Source organism: Streptomyces sp. CA-250714 (genome assembly GCF_050936705.1).
Lineage (GTDB): Bacteria > Actinomycetota > Actinomycetes > Streptomycetales > Streptomycetaceae > Streptomyces.
Genome location: NZ_JBNJMI010000001.1, coordinates 704,720 through 720,423 on the forward strand (window position 1 = coordinate 704,720; position 15,704 = coordinate 720,423).

Genomic DNA, 15,704 nt, shown 5'->3' on the forward strand with positions numbered 1-15,704 from the left:
GTTGCTCAGGACCAAGTTTCTCAGAGGCGTGAGTCTCTCAGGTGCCTGAGTTTCTCAGCGGCCCGAGCTTCTCCGAGGTGCGAGCTTCTCAGCGGCCCGAGTTTCTCACCGGCCCGAATTTCTCCGCGGTGTTCCTCAGAAGTCGAAGTCGTCGATGTTCTTGCTGGTGAACACCGTGGGAGGGCCGAGCACGATTTCGCCGTCCTTGCCGACCGTGTACTCCCCGAGCTTCCCCGCCTTGAACTTCTCGCCCTCCTTGCCGGTGATCTGTCCGGAGGAGAGGGCAGCGGCGGCGTAGGCGCCCAGGTAGCCGAGCTTGGAGGCGTCCCACAGGGAGAACTGCTCGATGGTGCCGTCCTTGATGTACTTGCGCATCTGGTTGGGCGTGCCCAGTCCGCCGAGGGTGACCTTGCCCTTGTATTTGGAGCCGCTGACGTAGCGGGCAGCGGCGGCCAGTCCCACCGTGGTGGGCGAGATGATGCCCTTCAGATCCGGGTAAGCCTTGAGAAGTCCCTGGGTCTCCTGGAAGGACTTCTGGTCGACGTCGTCGCCGTACGCGGTCTTGACGAGCTTCATGTCCTTGTACTTGGGCTTCTTCAGCTCATCCTTCATGATCTTGATCCAGGTGTTCTGGTTGGTGGCGTTCTGGGTCGCCGAGAGGATCGCGATGTCGCCCTTGTAGTCGAGCTGTTCGGCCATGTCCTTGACCAGACCGCGGCCGATGGCCTCGGACCCCGCCTGGTTGATGAACACATGACGGCAGTCCTTGCCCGCGTCCGAGTCGTACGTGACGATCTTGACGTCCTGCTTCATGGCGGCCTTGAGCGGCCCGCACACGGCGTTCGGGTCGTTGGCGGCGAGCAGGATGGCGTCCTGGCGCTGCTGGGTCAGTGTGTTGATGTAGCTGACCTGTGAGGACGCCTTGGCGTCGGAGGGGCCCACTTCCTTGCCCTTGCCGCCGAACTCCTTCGCGGCTTTGATGCCTCCCTTGTCGACGACGGTCATATAGGGGTTGTTGATCTGCTTGGGCAGGAAGGCGAGCTTGAGGCCCTTCTTGAGCGGCGCGTCCGGGTCGGCCTTGGCGTTCTGCGCCTTCTCCTTCGCGTCGTCCTTGGCGTCGCTCTTCGTCGTACCGGAGCAGCCCGCGAGGGTGACGGTCAGGGCGCAGGCCGCTGCGGTGACGGCGAGGACGCGGGAGCGGTGATGCGGTCGCATGGACGTGGCCTTTCGGGAGGGTGGGAGGATGCGGGGGACCTGCGAGGGACTGCTAAGGCGGTGGGTACGGACGTGCCGCCCTGAGGCGCCCACCGCCGCGTCAGGGGGTGTCGCCGACCGCCATCCGGCGGTGTCTGCGGGCGGTGAGTACCGAGATGACTCGGGGTGTGAGTACGGAGACGATCAACAGCACGCCGGTGACGATCACTTGGATCTCGTGGGAGACGTCGTTGAGGGTCAGGAGGTTGTTGAGGACGCCGATGAGCAGGACCCCCGCAACCGCGCCGCCGAGCGTGCCCTTGCCGCCGTCGAAGTCGATGCCGCCCAGCAGTACGGCGGCGACGACGGTCAGTTCCAGGCCCAGTCCGTTGTCGGCGCGTGCGCTTCCGTAGCGCAGGGTGTAGACGATCCCGGCAAAGGACGCCAGGAAGCCGCTGGCGGCGAAGAGGATCAGCTTGAGGCGTTTGACCCGGACCCCGGCGAAGTAGGCGGCGTCCTCCTGCGCGCCGACGGCGAACAGCGCACGGCCGAAACCGGTGCAGTGCAGCAGCACGGCGGCGGCGACGGCGAGCACGGCGAAGAGCGCCAGCGGGTACGGCACGAAGGTGCCCGGCACCGTCTCGGTGTTGCTCGCCCACCGGGCGTAGGTCTCGGGGAAGTCGGCGACTGCCTTGTTGCCCAACACCACGGAAGCCAGCCCCCGGTAGAGGGTGAGGGTACCGATGGTGACGGCGAGCGAGGGCAGGCCGACGCGGGTGACGAGCCAGCCGTTGAGCAGCCCGCCGAGCAGTCCGACCACCAGGCACACCGGCACGATCGTCTCGAAGGTCCATCCCGCGTCCCACAGCGCGCCCGCCAGAGCGCTGGAGAGGCCGAGCATGGAGGCGACGGACAGGTCGACCTGGCCCGCGACCACCAGCAGGGTCATCGGCAGCGCCAACAGCGCGATCTCCGCGGTGTCGTTGAGGGCGGCCGACAGGTTCGCCGTATGGGAGAAGCCCTCGGTGGTGCCGGTGCCCACCAGGAAGGCGGCGATCAGCAGGGCGCCGACAGCCGCGTCCCAGCGTAGGAAGCGGGCAGCACCTCGGCCGGTCTCCCGTCGGTCCACGGCAGCGGGCGTGGGCCGGTCCGCCGGCGCGGCTGGTGGTGCGTTCACTGCCTTCTCCTCTTCCTGAGCGCACGGGTGCTGCGACTGTGCACGACACGGTCGGTGCTGATGGCGGCCAGCAGCAGCGCGCCGGTGATGGCCTGCTCCCAGAAGGAGCTGACTTTCAGCACCACCAGGGCGCTGCCGATGGTGGTCAGCAGCAGCGCGCCCAGCGCGGCGCCCCACACGGTGCCCACTCCCCCGGTGATGGCGACACCGCCGACGACGACGGCACTGACGACGGTCAGCTCCCAGCCGTTGGCGGCGTCGGCGACGACGGTGCCGAAGCGGGCCAGCCACAGCGCCCCGGCGAAGCCGGCGACCGCACCGGAGAAGGCGTACGCGGTCAGCACCCGGCGGCGGATGGGGATGCCCGCCAGGCGGGCGGCCTCCGGGTTGGAGCCGATGGCGTACAGCTCCCGGCCGCTGCGGTAGGTGCGCAGGAAGTAGCCCGTCGCTGCGAGCACCAGCGCGGAGATGATCGGCAGGTAGGGAATACCGAGGACGCTGCCGCTGCCCAGGGTGAGGATGTCGTCGGGCACGGTGGCGGCGTTGATCTGCTCCCCGTGCGCCCAGGCGTGGTCGACGCCTTGGATGACGTACAGCATGCCGAGGGTGACGACCAGCGCGGGCACCCTGCCGAAGCTGACGAGGGCACCGCTGACGAGCCCGCAGGCGGCACCGAGGGCGATGCCCAGCAGGACGAGGGTCAGCGGCCCGCGGTCGGTGCCGGAGACGAACGAGCCGCAGGCGAACGCGGTGAGCCCGACGACGGAGCCGACGGACAGGTCGATGTTGCGGGTGAGGACGACGACGGACTGTCCGGTGGCGAGCAGCACCAGGATGGAGGAGTTGAGCAGCAGGTCCTTGATGCCCTGGTCGTCGAGGAACGAGGGGTTGACCAGCCAGGTGATGAGGATCAGCAGGACGAGGGCGCCGCCGATGCTGTACTCGCGTACCCGCAGCACGGTTTCGGCCGTCGAGCGGCCGGTGCGCCCGGGTTCCGTGCGGGTGGCGGTGGGGGGCGGCAGGGTGGTGCTCACGCGGCGCCTCCTTCCGGGCCCTGCGTGCGTTCCGGACGGGGTGGTTCCTCGGCCCCTTGTGAGCCTTCCGGTGCGGCGCGTCCGGTAGCTGCCGCCATCACCGTCTCCTCGTCGGCGCGGTCACGGGGTATCTCGGTGACGAGGCGGCCCTCGTGCATGACGAGAACACGGTCGGCCATGCCGAGGACCTCGGGCAGGTCGGAGGAGATCATCAGGATGGCGAGTCCGTCGGCTGCCAGTTCGGTCAGCAGGCGGTGCACCTCGGCCTTGGTGCCGACGTCGATACCGCGGGTGGGCTCGTCGACGATGAGCACTGTCGGCTCGGTGGCCAGCCATTTGGCCAGTACGACCTTCTGCTGGTTGCCGCCGGAGAGCACGCTCACGGAGTCGGAGAGCCGGTCGTACTTCAGGCGCAGCTTCAGCCCCCAGTCCCCGGCGCGGGCGCGCTCCGCGGTACGGCGCACGAGTCCGCCCCGGCCGAGGCTGCCGAGACCGGTGAGCCCGATGTTGCGCTCGATGGAGGCTTCCATGACCAGGCCGCGCTGTCTGCGGTCCTCGGGTACGAGGGCGACTCCGGCGCTCATGGCGGAGGTGGGCGAGCCCGGGCGCAGCACCTGCCCGACCACGCGCACCTCGCCGGCGTCGGGGCGGTCGACGCCGAAGACGGCCTGGGCGACCTCGCTGCGGCCCGCGCCGACCAGTCCCGCCAGCGCGACGATCTCGCCCTTGTGCACCTCGAAGGAGATGTCCCGGAAGACACCTTCGCGGGTGAGCCGGTGCACGGTGAGCGCGACCTCTCCGGTGCTGGTCTCCTGCTTGGGATAGAGCTCGCCCAGGTCGCGGCCGACCATCCGGCGGACGAGGGCGTCCTCGGTCAGGCCGGACAGCGGTTCGGAGGCGACGAGTTGGCCGTCGCGCAGGGTGGTGACGCGCCGGCACAGTTCGAAGATCTCGCCGAGCCGGTGGGAGATGAACAGCACGGCCGCGCCCTCGGCGCGCAGGGCCTCGACGACGGAGAAGAGCCGCGCTGTCTCGCTCCCGGTGAGCGCCGCGGTGGGCTCGTCCATGATCAGTACGCGCGCGTCGAAGGAGAGCGCCTTGGCGATCTCGACAATCTGCTGGTCGGCAATGGACAGCCCGCGTGCGACCCGGTCGGGGTGCAGGTCGACCCCGAGCCGCTCCATCAGCGCCGCGGTGGCCTCGCGGACGGCGGCCTGGTCGATCCGGCCCAGGGAGCGGCGGGGCTGGCGGCCCATGAAGATGTTCTCGGCGATGGACAGGTCAGCGAAGAGCGTCGGTTCCTGGTAGATGACCGCGATGCCGGCGTCCCGCGCGTCGGCGGGGGTGTGGAAGGCGGCCGGGGCACCGTCGAGCAGCACGGTGCCGCTGTCGGGAGTGTGCACACCGGCGAGGATCTTGATCAGCGTGGACTTGCCCGCGCCGTTCTCTCCCGCGAGGGCGTGTGCCTCCCCGGCGTACAGCTCCAGGTGCACACCGCGCAGCGCGCGCACGCTGCCGAAGGACTTGCTCACCCCCTTCAGCGCGAGAACCGGCGCCTGGTCGGCGCCGGCCGGTGCGGTCTCGCTCATGCTTCTCCTTCGGTGCTCAGCAAGAGAACTGACGCTGCATCAGGGGCAGTTTGTTGCAAATGAAATGATTCAAGGTCTGAGAGCAATGGACGGGAAGCTAGCCCCAACCCACAACGCGGTCAAGAGGGTGCGAGGCAAGGAAACCCCAGCGGTGAAGGGGGTATTGACCGCCACAGGCGAACGCCTCTACGTTCCGCCAAGGCTGCACTGAATCGTTTTTAGTTCGCGCTCTTAGTCCGCACCGGCTACCAGGAGGCGCACGTGATCAGCAGACGCCGGATCCTCGCCACAGCCACCGTGACAGCCGCCGTTTCGGGCACCGTGCAAGCGCTGCCCGAGCTGACCCCGCCCGCGCTCGCCGGCACCGACCGGCACGACGGCGAGGGACTGCGCGTCGGGAGCACCACGACCGAGTACGCCGACCGGCCCCTCGGCCTCGACACTCCGCGCCCCCGGCTGAGCTGGATCCTGCACTCCGGTGCGCGCGGCCAGCGGCAGACCGCCTACCAGATCCGCGTCGCCACCTCCGCCGCCGGGCTGCGCTCCCCCGACGTATGGGACAGCGGCAAGCGGAAGTCGGACCGCTCCGTGCTGGTGCCCTACGACGGCCCCGCGCTCCGGCCCCGGACGCGTTACCACTGGTCGGTCCGCGCCTGGGACAAGGACGGCCGTCCCTCCCCGTGGAGCGAACCGACCTGGTGGGAGACCGGGCTCGGGCAGGAAGCCGGCCGGCACGCCGACTGGATCACAGCACCCGCCGCGCTGGTGACACCGCCGTCCGTCGAGGACGCCGCCTGGGTGTGGTTCCCGGAAGAGGGCGGTACCGGCCGGGCACCTGCTGCCACCCGCTGGTTCCGTGGCACGTTCGCGGTCTCCGGGAAGGTCGGCAAGGCCGAGCTCGTCATCGCCGCCGACGACGGTTTCACCGTGTGGGTCAACGGGGAACGTGCGACAGCCCGCGAGGCCGTGTGCGTGCAGAAGTCCTGGAGCCATCCGGCACGGGCCGACGTCACCGAACTGCTGCGCGCCGGGCGCAACGTGCTGGCCGTCTCCGCACGCAACGCCGAAGCGGGCGCGGCGGGTCTGCTCGCCGTCCTGGAGGTGACCACTGATGTGGGCACCTCGCGCTTCACCACCGGTGTCACGGGATGGCGCGCGACAGCGGACGAACCGGAAGGCGACGACTGGCGCGACCCGGAGTACGACGACAGCGGCTGGCGGCGGGTACGGAAGGTCGCGGACTGGGGCGCGGACCCCTGGGGCAAGGTGCTGCCCCAGCAGAGTCCCGCCCTGCTGCGCCGCTCTTTCCGGCTGCCCCGTGGCCCTGTGGCACGCGCACGGCTGTACGCGAGCGCCCTCGGCCTGTACGAGGCGCGGCTCAACGGGGAGCGCGTCGGCCGCGACCAGCTCACCCCGGGCTGGACGGACTACCGCAAGCGCGTCGCCTACCAGACGTACGACGTGACCGACATCGTGCGCGGCGGTGGGAACGCGCTGGCCGTCACCCTGGCGCCCGGCTGGTACGCCGGGCACCTCGCCTGGTTCGGGCAGCAGCAGTACGGCGAACGCCCCGCGCTGCTCGCCCAGTTGGACGTCACCTACCGGGACGGCCGCACCGAGCGGGTGGTCAGCGACGGCTCGTGGCGCTCCGCCACAGGGCCGCTGCTGACGGCCGACCTGCTGCTGGGCGAGGAGTACGACGCGCGCAAGGAGGCGGAGGGCTGGGACCGGCCCGGGTTCGACGACACGGACTGGCAGCCCGCCAAAACACATACCGGGAAGGCTCCCGAGCTGGTCGCCACGACCGACGCGCCGACCCGGGTGATGAAGGAACTCGAACCCGTCAGCGTCAAGGAGGTGCTGCCCGGTGTGCACCTCTTCGATCTGGGCCGGAACATGGTGGGCTCGGTACGGCTGAAGGTGGCCGGAAAGGCCGGGGAGCAGGTCACCCTGCGCCACGGGGAGGTGCTGAACCGGGACGGCGCGCTCTACACGGACAACCTGCGTACCGCGCGCCCGGTCGACACGTACACCCTCAAGGGCACCGGCAGCACGGAGACGTACGAGCCACGGTTCACCTTCCACGGCTTCCGCTACGTCGAGGTCTCCGGCTACCCGGGCACCCCCGGCAAGGACGCCGTCACAGGGCGCGTCATGCACACCTCCGCGCCGTTCACCATGGAGTTCTCCACCGACTCGGACATGCTCAACCAGTTGCACCGCAACATCACCTGGGGCCAGCGCGGCAACTTCCTGTCCATCCCCACCGACACCCCCGCGCGGGACGAGCGGCTCGGCTGGACCGGCGACATCAACGTCTTCGCGCCCACTGCCGCTTATGTGATGGAAGCCGCGCGGTTCCTCACCAAGTGGTTGCGGGACCTGCGCGACGGTCAGACCGAGGAGGGTGACGAGAAGGGTGCGTTCCCCGATGTGGCGCCGTATCTGGGCACTGTCGGCAAGGGCGTCGCCGGGTGGGGCGATGCCGGGGTGACGGTGCCCTGGAATCTGTACCGCGCATACGGGGACATCAGGGTGCTGGAGGAGAACTGGCAGGCGATGCGCGCCTGGATCGACTATCTGGAGGCGCACAGTAAGGGACTGTTGCGCCCTGCGGAGGGCTACGGCGACTGGCTCAACGTCGAGGACGAGACACCCAAGGACGTCATCGGAACGGCCTGCTTCGCCGATGTCACCGATCTGGTGGCCCGTACGGCACAGCTGCTGGGCAAGGACGCGGCACCGTACGAGGATCTGTCGCAACGTGTCCGCAGTGCCTTCAACGCCGCCTATGTGGACGGCAACGGGCGCATCAAAGGCGATACACAAACCGCGTACGTCCTGGCACTGTCCATGGATCTGCTGCCGACTGCCGCGCTGCGGCGTGCGGCAGCCGACCGGCTGGTGGAGCTGATCGAGGCCAGGGACGGCCATCTGTCGACCGGTTTCCTGGGCACTCCTCGGCTGCTGCCCGCGCTCACCGGCGCCGGGCACACCGAGGTGGCGTACCGACTGCTGGAGCAGCGGACGTTCCCCTCCTGGGGCTATCAGATCGACCGGGGCGCCACGACGATGTGGGAGCGGTGGGACTCGATCAAACCGGACGGCAGTTTCCAGGACGTGGGGATGAACTCCTTCAACCACTACGCCTACGGTTCCGTCGGCCAGTGGATGTACGAGAACATCGCCGGGATCTCCCCCAAGGAGCCCGGTTTCCGCACGATCACGGTGCGACCCCGGCCGGGCGGCGGGCTGCGGAGCGCCTCGGCACGGTTCGCCTCCCCGTACGGCGCTGTCGCCACTCACTGGACGCGTGCGGAGGACGGCAGGTTCACCCTCGATGTGACGGTGCCGGTGAACGCCACCGCGGAGGTGTGGGTGCCGGCGCGGCGGCGGGAGCAGGTCGCACAGGAGGGCGCGCGGTTCCAGCGCTTCGAGGACGGCTGTGCCGTCTTCCTCGCCGGCTCGGGAAAGTACCGCTTCGTCTGTCGCGCATAGCTGCCGTCGAACGCCACAGCTGCGCCGTTTCCAGGGGGTCACGAGCGCGGGCAGAGACCACAACTCCCCTGCCCGCGCGATGCCTTGACGTCCTCGGCGGGGCGGTCTAGTTTCGGTCCGGCCACTGCCTGAATCGTTTCACTGCACCCTTTCCGCTCCGAGCGGCTCCGCCGGAGATCGCTCTTCCGTGACATCACCCGCCTCTTCGGCACATATCCAGCGCCGCGTCCACTCAAGGAGCCGTATGCCTGAGCAGAACCTCGCGCTCGTGAAATCCGCGCTGAGCGAACAGCGGATCGAGACGCCGTCCTGGGCGTACGGGAACTCCGGTACGCGCTTCAAGGTGTTCGCACAGGCCGGGGTCCCGCGCACGGTGCACGAGAAGCTCGACGACGCGGCAAGGGTGCACCAGCACACCGGTGTCGCACCCCAGGTGGCCCTGCACATCCCCTGGGACCGCACCGACGACTACACGGCGCTCGCCGAACACGCCGGCGAGCGCGGGCTGCGGCTGGGGGCGATCAACGCCAACGTCTTCCAGGAGGACGACTACAAGCTCGGCTCCGTCACCAACCCGGACCCGGCTGTACGGCGCAAGGCGCTGGACCATCTGATGGAGTGCGTCGACATCATGGACGCGACCGGCTCGCGCGATCTGAAGCTGTGGTTCGCCGACGGTCTCAACTACCCGGGCCAGGACGAGCTGCGGGCCCGCCAGGGGCGGCTGGCCGAGGCGCTGTGGGCCGTCTACGAGCGGCTGGGGCCGGATCAGCGGCTGGTGCTGGAGTACAAGCTGTTCGAGCCCGCTTTCTACGCGACGGACGTGCCGGACTGGGGCACCGCCTACGCGCACTGCCTCAAGCTCGGCCCCAAGGCGCGGGTGTGTGTGGACACCGGTCACCACGCCCCAGGTACCAATATCGAGTTCATCGTCGCGTTCCTGCTGGCCGAGGGGAAGCTCGGCGCCTTCGACTTCAACTCGCGCTTCTACGCGGACGACGATCTGATGGCGGGCGCCGCCGATCCCTTCCAGCTGTTCCGCATCATGTACGAGGTGCGCGCCGGTGGTGGCCTGCCGGGGACGCCGGAGAGCGCGGAGAGCGACCCGGGGATCGCCTTCATGCTCGACCAGTGCCACAACATCGAGCCCAAGATTCCCGCCATCATCCGCTCGGTGATGAACGTCCAGGAGGCCACCGCCAAGGCGCTCCTGGTGGACCGGGAGGCACTGCGCGAGGCCCAGCAGTCCGGGGACGTGCTGGGCGCGAACGCCGTCCTGATGGACGCCTTCAACACCGATGTCCGGCCGCTGCTGGCCGACGTGCGGGAAGAGCTGGGCGCCGACCGCGACCCGCTGGCGGCCTACGCGGCATCAGGCTGGGCGGAGGCGATCGAGCGCGACCGGGTGGGCGGCCGACAGGCGGGCTGGGGGGCGTGAGCCGCGCAGCGGCTGCCCAGGGTGCGTTCGCCGCGGTCGATCTGGGTGCGTCCAGCGGCCGGGTCATGCTCGGCCGGGCGCAGGACGGCGGACTCACGCTGGAGGAGGTGCACCGGTTCGCCAACCGGCCGGTGCGGGTGCTCGGCACTCTGCACTGGGACGTGCTCGGGCTCTACCGTGGCGTGCTGGACGGGCTGCGTGCGGCAGGCGCTTCGGCGGGCACCGGCCCGGGGGAGCTGGCCTCCGTCGGCATCGACTCCTGGGGCGTCGACTACGGCCTGCTGGACGCGGACGGCGCCCTGCTCGGCAACCCCGTGCATTACCGCGACGCCCGCACCCAGGGCATGCCTGCCGAGGTCGAGAAAGTGCTGCCCGCCGATGTGCTGTACGCGCACACCGGTATCCAGCGAATGCCCATCAACACGCTGTACCAGCTGGCCGCAGCGCGCGGCAGCCGCCAGCTCCAAGCGGCCCAGCAGTTGCTGCTCGTACCCGACCTGATCGCGTACTGGCTGACCGGGCAGCCCGGCACCGAGCTGACCATCGCCTCCACCACCCAGCTCATCGACCCCCGCACCCGCGACTGGTCGTCCCCTGTGGCGGACGCGCTCGGCCTGGACCCGGGCCTCTTCCCCCCGCTGCGCTCCCCCGGGGACCCGGCCGGGCAGCTGCTGCCTGACGTACTCGAACAGACGGGGCTGGCGGGGCCGGTGCCCGTCACAGCAGTGGGTGCGCACGACACGGCGTCCGCCGTCGCGGGAGTGCCCGCACAGGGCGGCAACTTCGCGTACCTCGCCACCGGTACATGGTCGCTGGCCGGGGTCGAGCTGATGTCACCGGTGCTCACCGACGAGAGCCGGGCGGCGAACTTCACCAACGAGCTCGGTGTGGACGGCACCGTGCGCTATCTGCGCAACATCATGGGGCTGTGGCTGCTCCAGGAGTGTCTGCGCGCCTGGGAGGCGGAAGGCACCCCGCAGGAGCTGGACACGCTGCTGGAATCGGCGGCGCGCGTGCCCGGGTTGCGCTCGGTGGTGGACGCGGGCAGTGCGGAGTTCCTGGAGCCCGGACGGATGCCCCAGCGGATCGCCGAGGCGTGCCGCCGCACCGGCCAGCCGGTGCCACGCGACCCCGCCGAGACCACACGCTGTGTCCTGGACTCGCTCGCCCTCGCCCACCGGGAGGCGGTCTTCGACGCCAGGCGGCTGTCCGGGCAGGAGGTGGACACGGTGCACATCGTCGGCGGCGGGGCACGCAACGCACTGCTGTGCCGACTGACCGCCGATGCCTGCGGGCTGCCTGTCGTCGCCGGGCCTGTGGAGGCTGCGGCGTACGGGAACGTGCTGGTGCAGGCGCGTACGGCCGGAGCGGTGACCGGTCCGCTGTCCGTGTTGCGAGCTCTGGTGCGCAGCAGTGTGCGGCTGCGACAGTATGCCCCGACGGGCGATCACTCGTCGTGGGAGCAGGCCGCAGCGCGGATCCGTACGGACGCGTCCCGGGAGCCGGACGCGCCCCGGGACGGCGGGCAGCGCGAGGACGGAAGGGAGGCGTCGTGCGCGTAGCGCTCTTCGTCACCTGTATCAACGACGCGCTCTATCCGCGCACCGGGCAGGCCGTGGTGGCACTGCTGGAGCGGCTCGGCGTGCAGGTGGACTTCCCCGATGCGCAGTCGTGCTGCGGCCAGCCGCAGTTCAACACCGGCTACCGGCACGCAACCGAGCCTCTGCTGCACCGTTACGCCGCTGCGTTCGAGGGCTACGACCACATCGTCGTACCCTCCGGATCCTGCGCGGCGATGGTGCGGGAGAACTATCCACGCATCGGCGCCAAGGCAGCAGCCGAAGGGCGGGGCGGAGTGCTGTCGGCGGTGGCCGAACGGACGGTGTCGCGCACCTACGAGCTGACGGAGTTCCTCGTGGACGTCCTGGGGGTCACCGACGTCGGCGCCTACTATCCGCACACCGTGACCTACCACCCGACCTGCCACGGGCTGCGCATGCTCGGCCTGGGCGAACGGCCGCGCATGCTGCTGGAGCAGGTGAAGGGGCTCGAACTGCGCGAGCTGGAGGGCGCGGAGGAGTGCTGCGGTTTCGGGGGCACGTTTGCCGTCAAGAACGCCGCGGTCTCCGCCGCCATGGGTGCCGACAAGGTCCGTCACATCGAGGAGAGCGGTGCTGAGTCGGTGTGCACGGTGGACAACTCGTGTCTGATGCACATCGGCGGCACCCTCTCCCGCGCCGGCTCGCGCGTTCGTCCCGTACACCTGGCGGAGATCCTGGCGAGTACGGAGGAGTCACCGCTGTGAGCGTCACCTATCTGGGTATGCCGCCGTTTCCGCAGGCCGCCGCGGCTTCCACCAGGGACGAGCGACTGCGCGGCAATCTGCGGCACGCCACCCGCACCATTCGCGACAAGCGCGCCGGCGCGGTGGCCGAGTTGGCGGACTGGGCGGCGCTTCGTACTGCTGGAGCGCAGATCAAGGACCGCACGCTGCGCCATCTCGACCACTACCTGGAGCAGTTGGAGGCATCGGTAAGCGCCGCGGGCGGCACCGTGCACTGGGCGGCCGACGCGCGGGAGGCCAACCAGATCGTCACGCGGCTCGTGCGGGAGACGGGGGAACGGGAGGTCGTCAAGGTCAAGTCGATGGCCACTCAGGAGATCGGTCTCAACGAGGCACTGCGGCGCGCCGGGATCTCGGCGTACGAGACCGATCTGGCGGAGCTGATCGTGCAGCTGGGGGACGATCACCCCTCGCACATCCTCGTGCCCGCCATTCACCGCAACCGCAGGGAGATCCGGGAGATTTTCCGCGAACAGATGGGCCGTTGGGGGCGGCCGGCGCCGGAGGGGCTGTCGGACCGTCCCGCCGCGCTGGCGGAGGCAGCGCGGTTGCACCTGCGGGAGAAGTTCCTCAACGCCAAGGTGGGGATCTCCGGCGCGAACTTCATGGTCGCCGAGAGCGGCACCCTGGTGGTCGTCGAGTCCGAGGGCAACGGCCGGATGTGTCTGACGCTGCCCGAGACACTGATCTCGGTGGTCGGCATCGAGAAGGTCGTCCCCACCTGGCAGGACCTGGAGGTTTTTCTTCAACTGCTGCCACGCTCCTCCACCGCGGAGCGGATGAACCCGTACACCTCCACCTGGACGGGGACAACGGACGGCGACGGCCCTCGCGACTTCCATCTGGTGCTGCTGGACAACGGGCGAACCGACACCCTGGCCGATCAGGTGGGCAGGCAGACACTGCGCTGCATCCGCTGCTCGGCCTGCCTCAATGTGTGTCCGGTCTACGAGCGCGCGGGCGGGCATGCCTACGGCTCGCCCTATCCGGGACCGATCGGCGCGATCCTCACGCCACAGCTCGACAGCATGGAGACCGGGCTCGACGCCTCACTGCCGTACGCGTCGTCGTTGTGCGGCGCCTGCTACGAGGTGTGCCCTGTGGCCATCGACATTCCCGAGGTGCTGGTGCACCTGAGGGAGCGGGTCGTTCAGGGCGGTACGGCCACCGTGCGCGGGCAGCGTACGACCGTGAAGCCCGCCAGGGGGCACGCGGCCGAGCGTGCCGCCATGCGGGCGGCCTCCTGGGCGTTCGACCATCCGCGCGCCCTGCGCACCGGGGAGCGGATGGCTGCCCGGGCACGGCGGCTGGTGCCGCGCAGGCTGCCGGGGCCGGGTCGCGCCTGGACGGACACCCGGGATGTGCCGCAGGTGCCGCCGGAGTCCTTCCGCGACTGGTGGCGGCGCACCCGCGGCTCCCCGGACAGCGCTCCGGCGCGCGACAGCGCGACCGGTTCGGGCAGCTCCGGGCAGCGGGAGGGCACTCGATGAGCAGCCGCGAGACCGTGCTCGGCCGGGTCCGCCGCGCCCTGGCCGACGTACCGCGCGAGGAGCGGCCCGAGCGGACCCCGGTCGTACGCGACTATCTGCGGGTGCACGGAGAGCGCTCCGCGCGGGAGACGGCGCGGCTGCTCGCCGCCCATCTGACGGACTACCGGGCGCATGTGCACCACTGCACCCCGCGGAGCCTGCCGGAGACGATCGCGGAGCTGCTGGCGCGACGGGGCTCGAACAGCGTGGTGGCGCCTGCCGGGTTGCCCGACGAGTGGCTGCCCGAGGGGGTCGAGCTGGTGCGGGATTCCGCGACACTCACGCCGCTCGACCTGGACGCGGTGGGGAGCGTGGTGACCGGATGCGCGGTCGCCGTGGCCGAGACGGGGACCCTGGTGCTGGACGCGTCCGAGGGTCAGGGACGCCGCCGCATCAGCCTCGTTCCGGATCACCACATCTGTGTGGTGCGGGTGCCGGAGCAGGTCGTCGACTCCGTGCCGCAGGCTCTCGAACGACTCGATCCGGCGCGGCCGCAGACGTGGATCTCGGGCCCCTCGGCCACCAGCGACATCGAACTCGACCGCGTGGAGGGCGTGCACGGACCACGCACGCTCGATGTGGTGCTGGTCGCCACGGACGGCTCCGCCGAGGAAGGCGCGGCCGCGGTGGACACGGCAGCCGGGAGGGCCGGGGCGGCCGGAGACTGACCCCCGCACGACCGCCGCCGGGCTCCGATGGTGAACGCCAGCAGGGCTCAGATGGTGAAGCCCGCCCGCCGGGCTCCGTCGGTTGACGTCGCGTCGGCGGGCGGGCCGGGTCTTCCGTCCCCCAGCAGGGGGGCCTTCCGTTTCTCAGCAGGCGGGTGCGGCGAGCGGTTCGGCCTCGCGTCTCGCCGACTCCCGTTCCTCGTCGCGGATCCGGGCGTGCTGGCGGGCCAGTTCCTCCCACAGGAGGCTGACCGGGTGGTCGGGGTCGAGGTTCTCCGGGTCGCTCCGGCGAAAGGCACCGACGAGCACCCGCTGACTCGTTCCCATGTCCTCCACCAGCGGCAGTGTGCGCAGCCCCTGCGCCTCGGGGAGCCTGCCCTCGGCTATCGCCTCCCCGATGCCCTGGGTGACGAGCATGCTGCCGTACAGCACCCGGGAGCTGAGGAGTTCGAACCCGTAGTGCGCCGAGTCGATCTCGGCGGCTATCCGCATCCGCCGGCGGTACTCGGGGCCGAACCAGCCCCGCAGCACATTGGGGATCAGCCCGTCGCCGGACACCACAAGCGGCAGCCTGGGCAGCGTCCGCACACCCACGGCGCTGCCGCGCTGCCTGCCGACCGGCGCCAGGTCGCTGTCGGGCTGGTTGGTGACCAGGCAGAAGCCGCCGCGCCGCCACTCCATGACCTCGTAGCCGGCGAGCCGGACGTCGTGCTCTGCGGCAGCGGTCATCTCGGCGGCCCCCGCGGACGCCGAGACGAGGATGCTGCCGCACACCAGGTCCAGTTCATGGGAGCGGAGCTTCTCCAGCAGTGTTCCGCTGCGGACGTGTGCCATGGTCAGCTCCACCCCCTCCCGCGTGAACCGGTCGTTGACCTGCTCGACCGCGTTCAGTAGGTAGCCGAGTGTGTAGCGGGTCGAGCCGACGCGCAGGCTGCGGCCGCGGCGTCTGCGGGCCGTGTCCAGCCCTTCGCGCCAGCCGTCCAGTGTGCCGCGCGCCAGCCGGGCGAGTTCCTCGCCGGTGCGGGTGAACTGCACACGCTCACCGCGTCCGCGCTTGCGCAACAGGGGCTCTCCGCAATGTTCGCCCAGTTTGCGATTCATCGTGTCGAGCTGCTTCTGGATGCTGGACTGCTCCCGGCCGAGTCGGCGGGCCGCTCCCAGTGCGGTGCCCTCCTCGTAGACGGCGAGCAGGGTGCGCAGTTGGTCCATCGTCGTGTCGAGCAACCCAGGTGG

The 15,704-nt window shown here is 70.2% G+C and carries 11 protein-coding genes; 6 read left to right on the top strand and 5 right to left on the bottom strand.

The genetic code is table 11. The annotated features are described in order from the left end of the window. Window positions 1–135: 135 nt before the first annotated feature. From rhaS to ACQEU8_RS03350, 4 genes are all read right to left on the bottom strand, one after another. Complete coding sequence (gene rhaS, locus ACQEU8_RS03335) at window positions 136–1,215, bottom strand: rhamnose ABC transporter substrate-binding protein (protein WP_433096602.1); 1,080 nt, start codon at window positions 1,213–1,215, stop codon at window positions 136–138. Window positions 1,216–1,315: 100 nt separating this feature from the next. Further along, window positions 1,316–2,323, bottom strand: coding sequence for an ABC transporter permease (locus ACQEU8_RS03340; RefSeq protein WP_433102115.1), 1,008 nt, complete (start codon window positions 2,321–2,323; stop codon window positions 1,316–1,318). Between the two features lie 44 nt (window positions 2,324–2,367). Next, window positions 2,368–3,405 carry an ABC transporter permease gene (locus ACQEU8_RS03345; RefSeq protein ID WP_433096604.1) on the bottom strand — a complete coding sequence of 346 codons (1,038 nt, stop codon included), beginning with the start codon at window positions 3,403–3,405 and terminating at the stop codon, window positions 2,368–2,370. After that, window positions 3,402–4,994 (bottom strand): sugar ABC transporter ATP-binding protein, encoded by a 1,593-nt coding sequence (locus tag ACQEU8_RS03350; RefSeq protein ID WP_433096606.1) that lies wholly within the window; start codon window positions 4,992–4,994, stop codon window positions 3,402–3,404. Before ACQEU8_RS03350 ends, ACQEU8_RS03345 begins: the two co-directional genes overlap by 4 nt. 261 nt (window positions 4,995–5,255) lie before the next feature. Between ACQEU8_RS03350 and ACQEU8_RS03355 the strand changes: the two genes are divergently transcribed. The 6 genes from ACQEU8_RS03355 (at window position 5,256) to ACQEU8_RS03380 (ending at window position 14,471) form a co-directional block, all read left to right on the top strand. Next, window positions 5,256–8,492 (top strand): family 78 glycoside hydrolase catalytic domain, encoded by a 3,237-nt coding sequence (locus tag ACQEU8_RS03355; protein ID WP_433096608.1) that lies wholly within the window; start codon window positions 5,256–5,258, stop codon window positions 8,490–8,492. 244 nt (window positions 8,493–8,736) lie between these two features. Beyond that, window positions 8,737–9,930: an L-rhamnose isomerase gene (gene rhaI, locus ACQEU8_RS03360; RefSeq protein ID WP_433096610.1), complete on the top strand. Its 1,194-nt coding sequence runs from the start codon at window positions 8,737–8,739 to the stop codon at window positions 9,928–9,930. Continuing rightward, window positions 9,927–11,492 (top strand): rhamnulokinase, encoded by a 1,566-nt coding sequence (locus tag ACQEU8_RS03365; RefSeq protein WP_433096612.1) that lies wholly within the window; start codon window positions 9,927–9,929, stop codon window positions 11,490–11,492. The genes rhaI and ACQEU8_RS03365 overlap by 4 nt, the downstream gene beginning before the upstream one ends. Continuing rightward, window positions 11,483–12,235, top strand: a complete 753-nt coding sequence (locus ACQEU8_RS03370) for a (Fe-S)-binding protein (RefSeq protein ID WP_433096614.1) — start codon at window positions 11,483–11,485, stop codon at window positions 12,233–12,235. Before ACQEU8_RS03365 ends, ACQEU8_RS03370 begins: the two co-directional genes overlap by 10 nt. Next, window positions 12,232–13,764 (top strand): lactate utilization protein B, encoded by a 1,533-nt coding sequence (locus ACQEU8_RS03375; protein ID WP_433096616.1) that lies wholly within the window; start codon window positions 12,232–12,234, stop codon window positions 13,762–13,764. The genes ACQEU8_RS03370 and ACQEU8_RS03375 overlap by 4 nt, the downstream gene beginning before the upstream one ends. Next, a complete protein-coding gene (locus ACQEU8_RS03380; protein WP_433096618.1) occupies window positions 13,761–14,471 on the top strand; it encodes a LutC/YkgG family protein in 711 nt (236 codons plus the stop codon). The genes ACQEU8_RS03375 and ACQEU8_RS03380 overlap by 4 nt, the downstream gene beginning before the upstream one ends. A 144-nt stretch (window positions 14,472–14,615) precedes the next feature. Here the strand turns inward: ACQEU8_RS03380 and ACQEU8_RS03385 are convergent, their stop codons facing one another. After that, entirely contained in the window at window positions 14,616–15,695 is a 1,080-nt protein-coding gene (locus ACQEU8_RS03385) for a LysR family transcriptional regulator (RefSeq protein WP_433096620.1), read from the bottom strand. Window positions 15,696–15,704 lie beyond the last annotated feature (9 nt).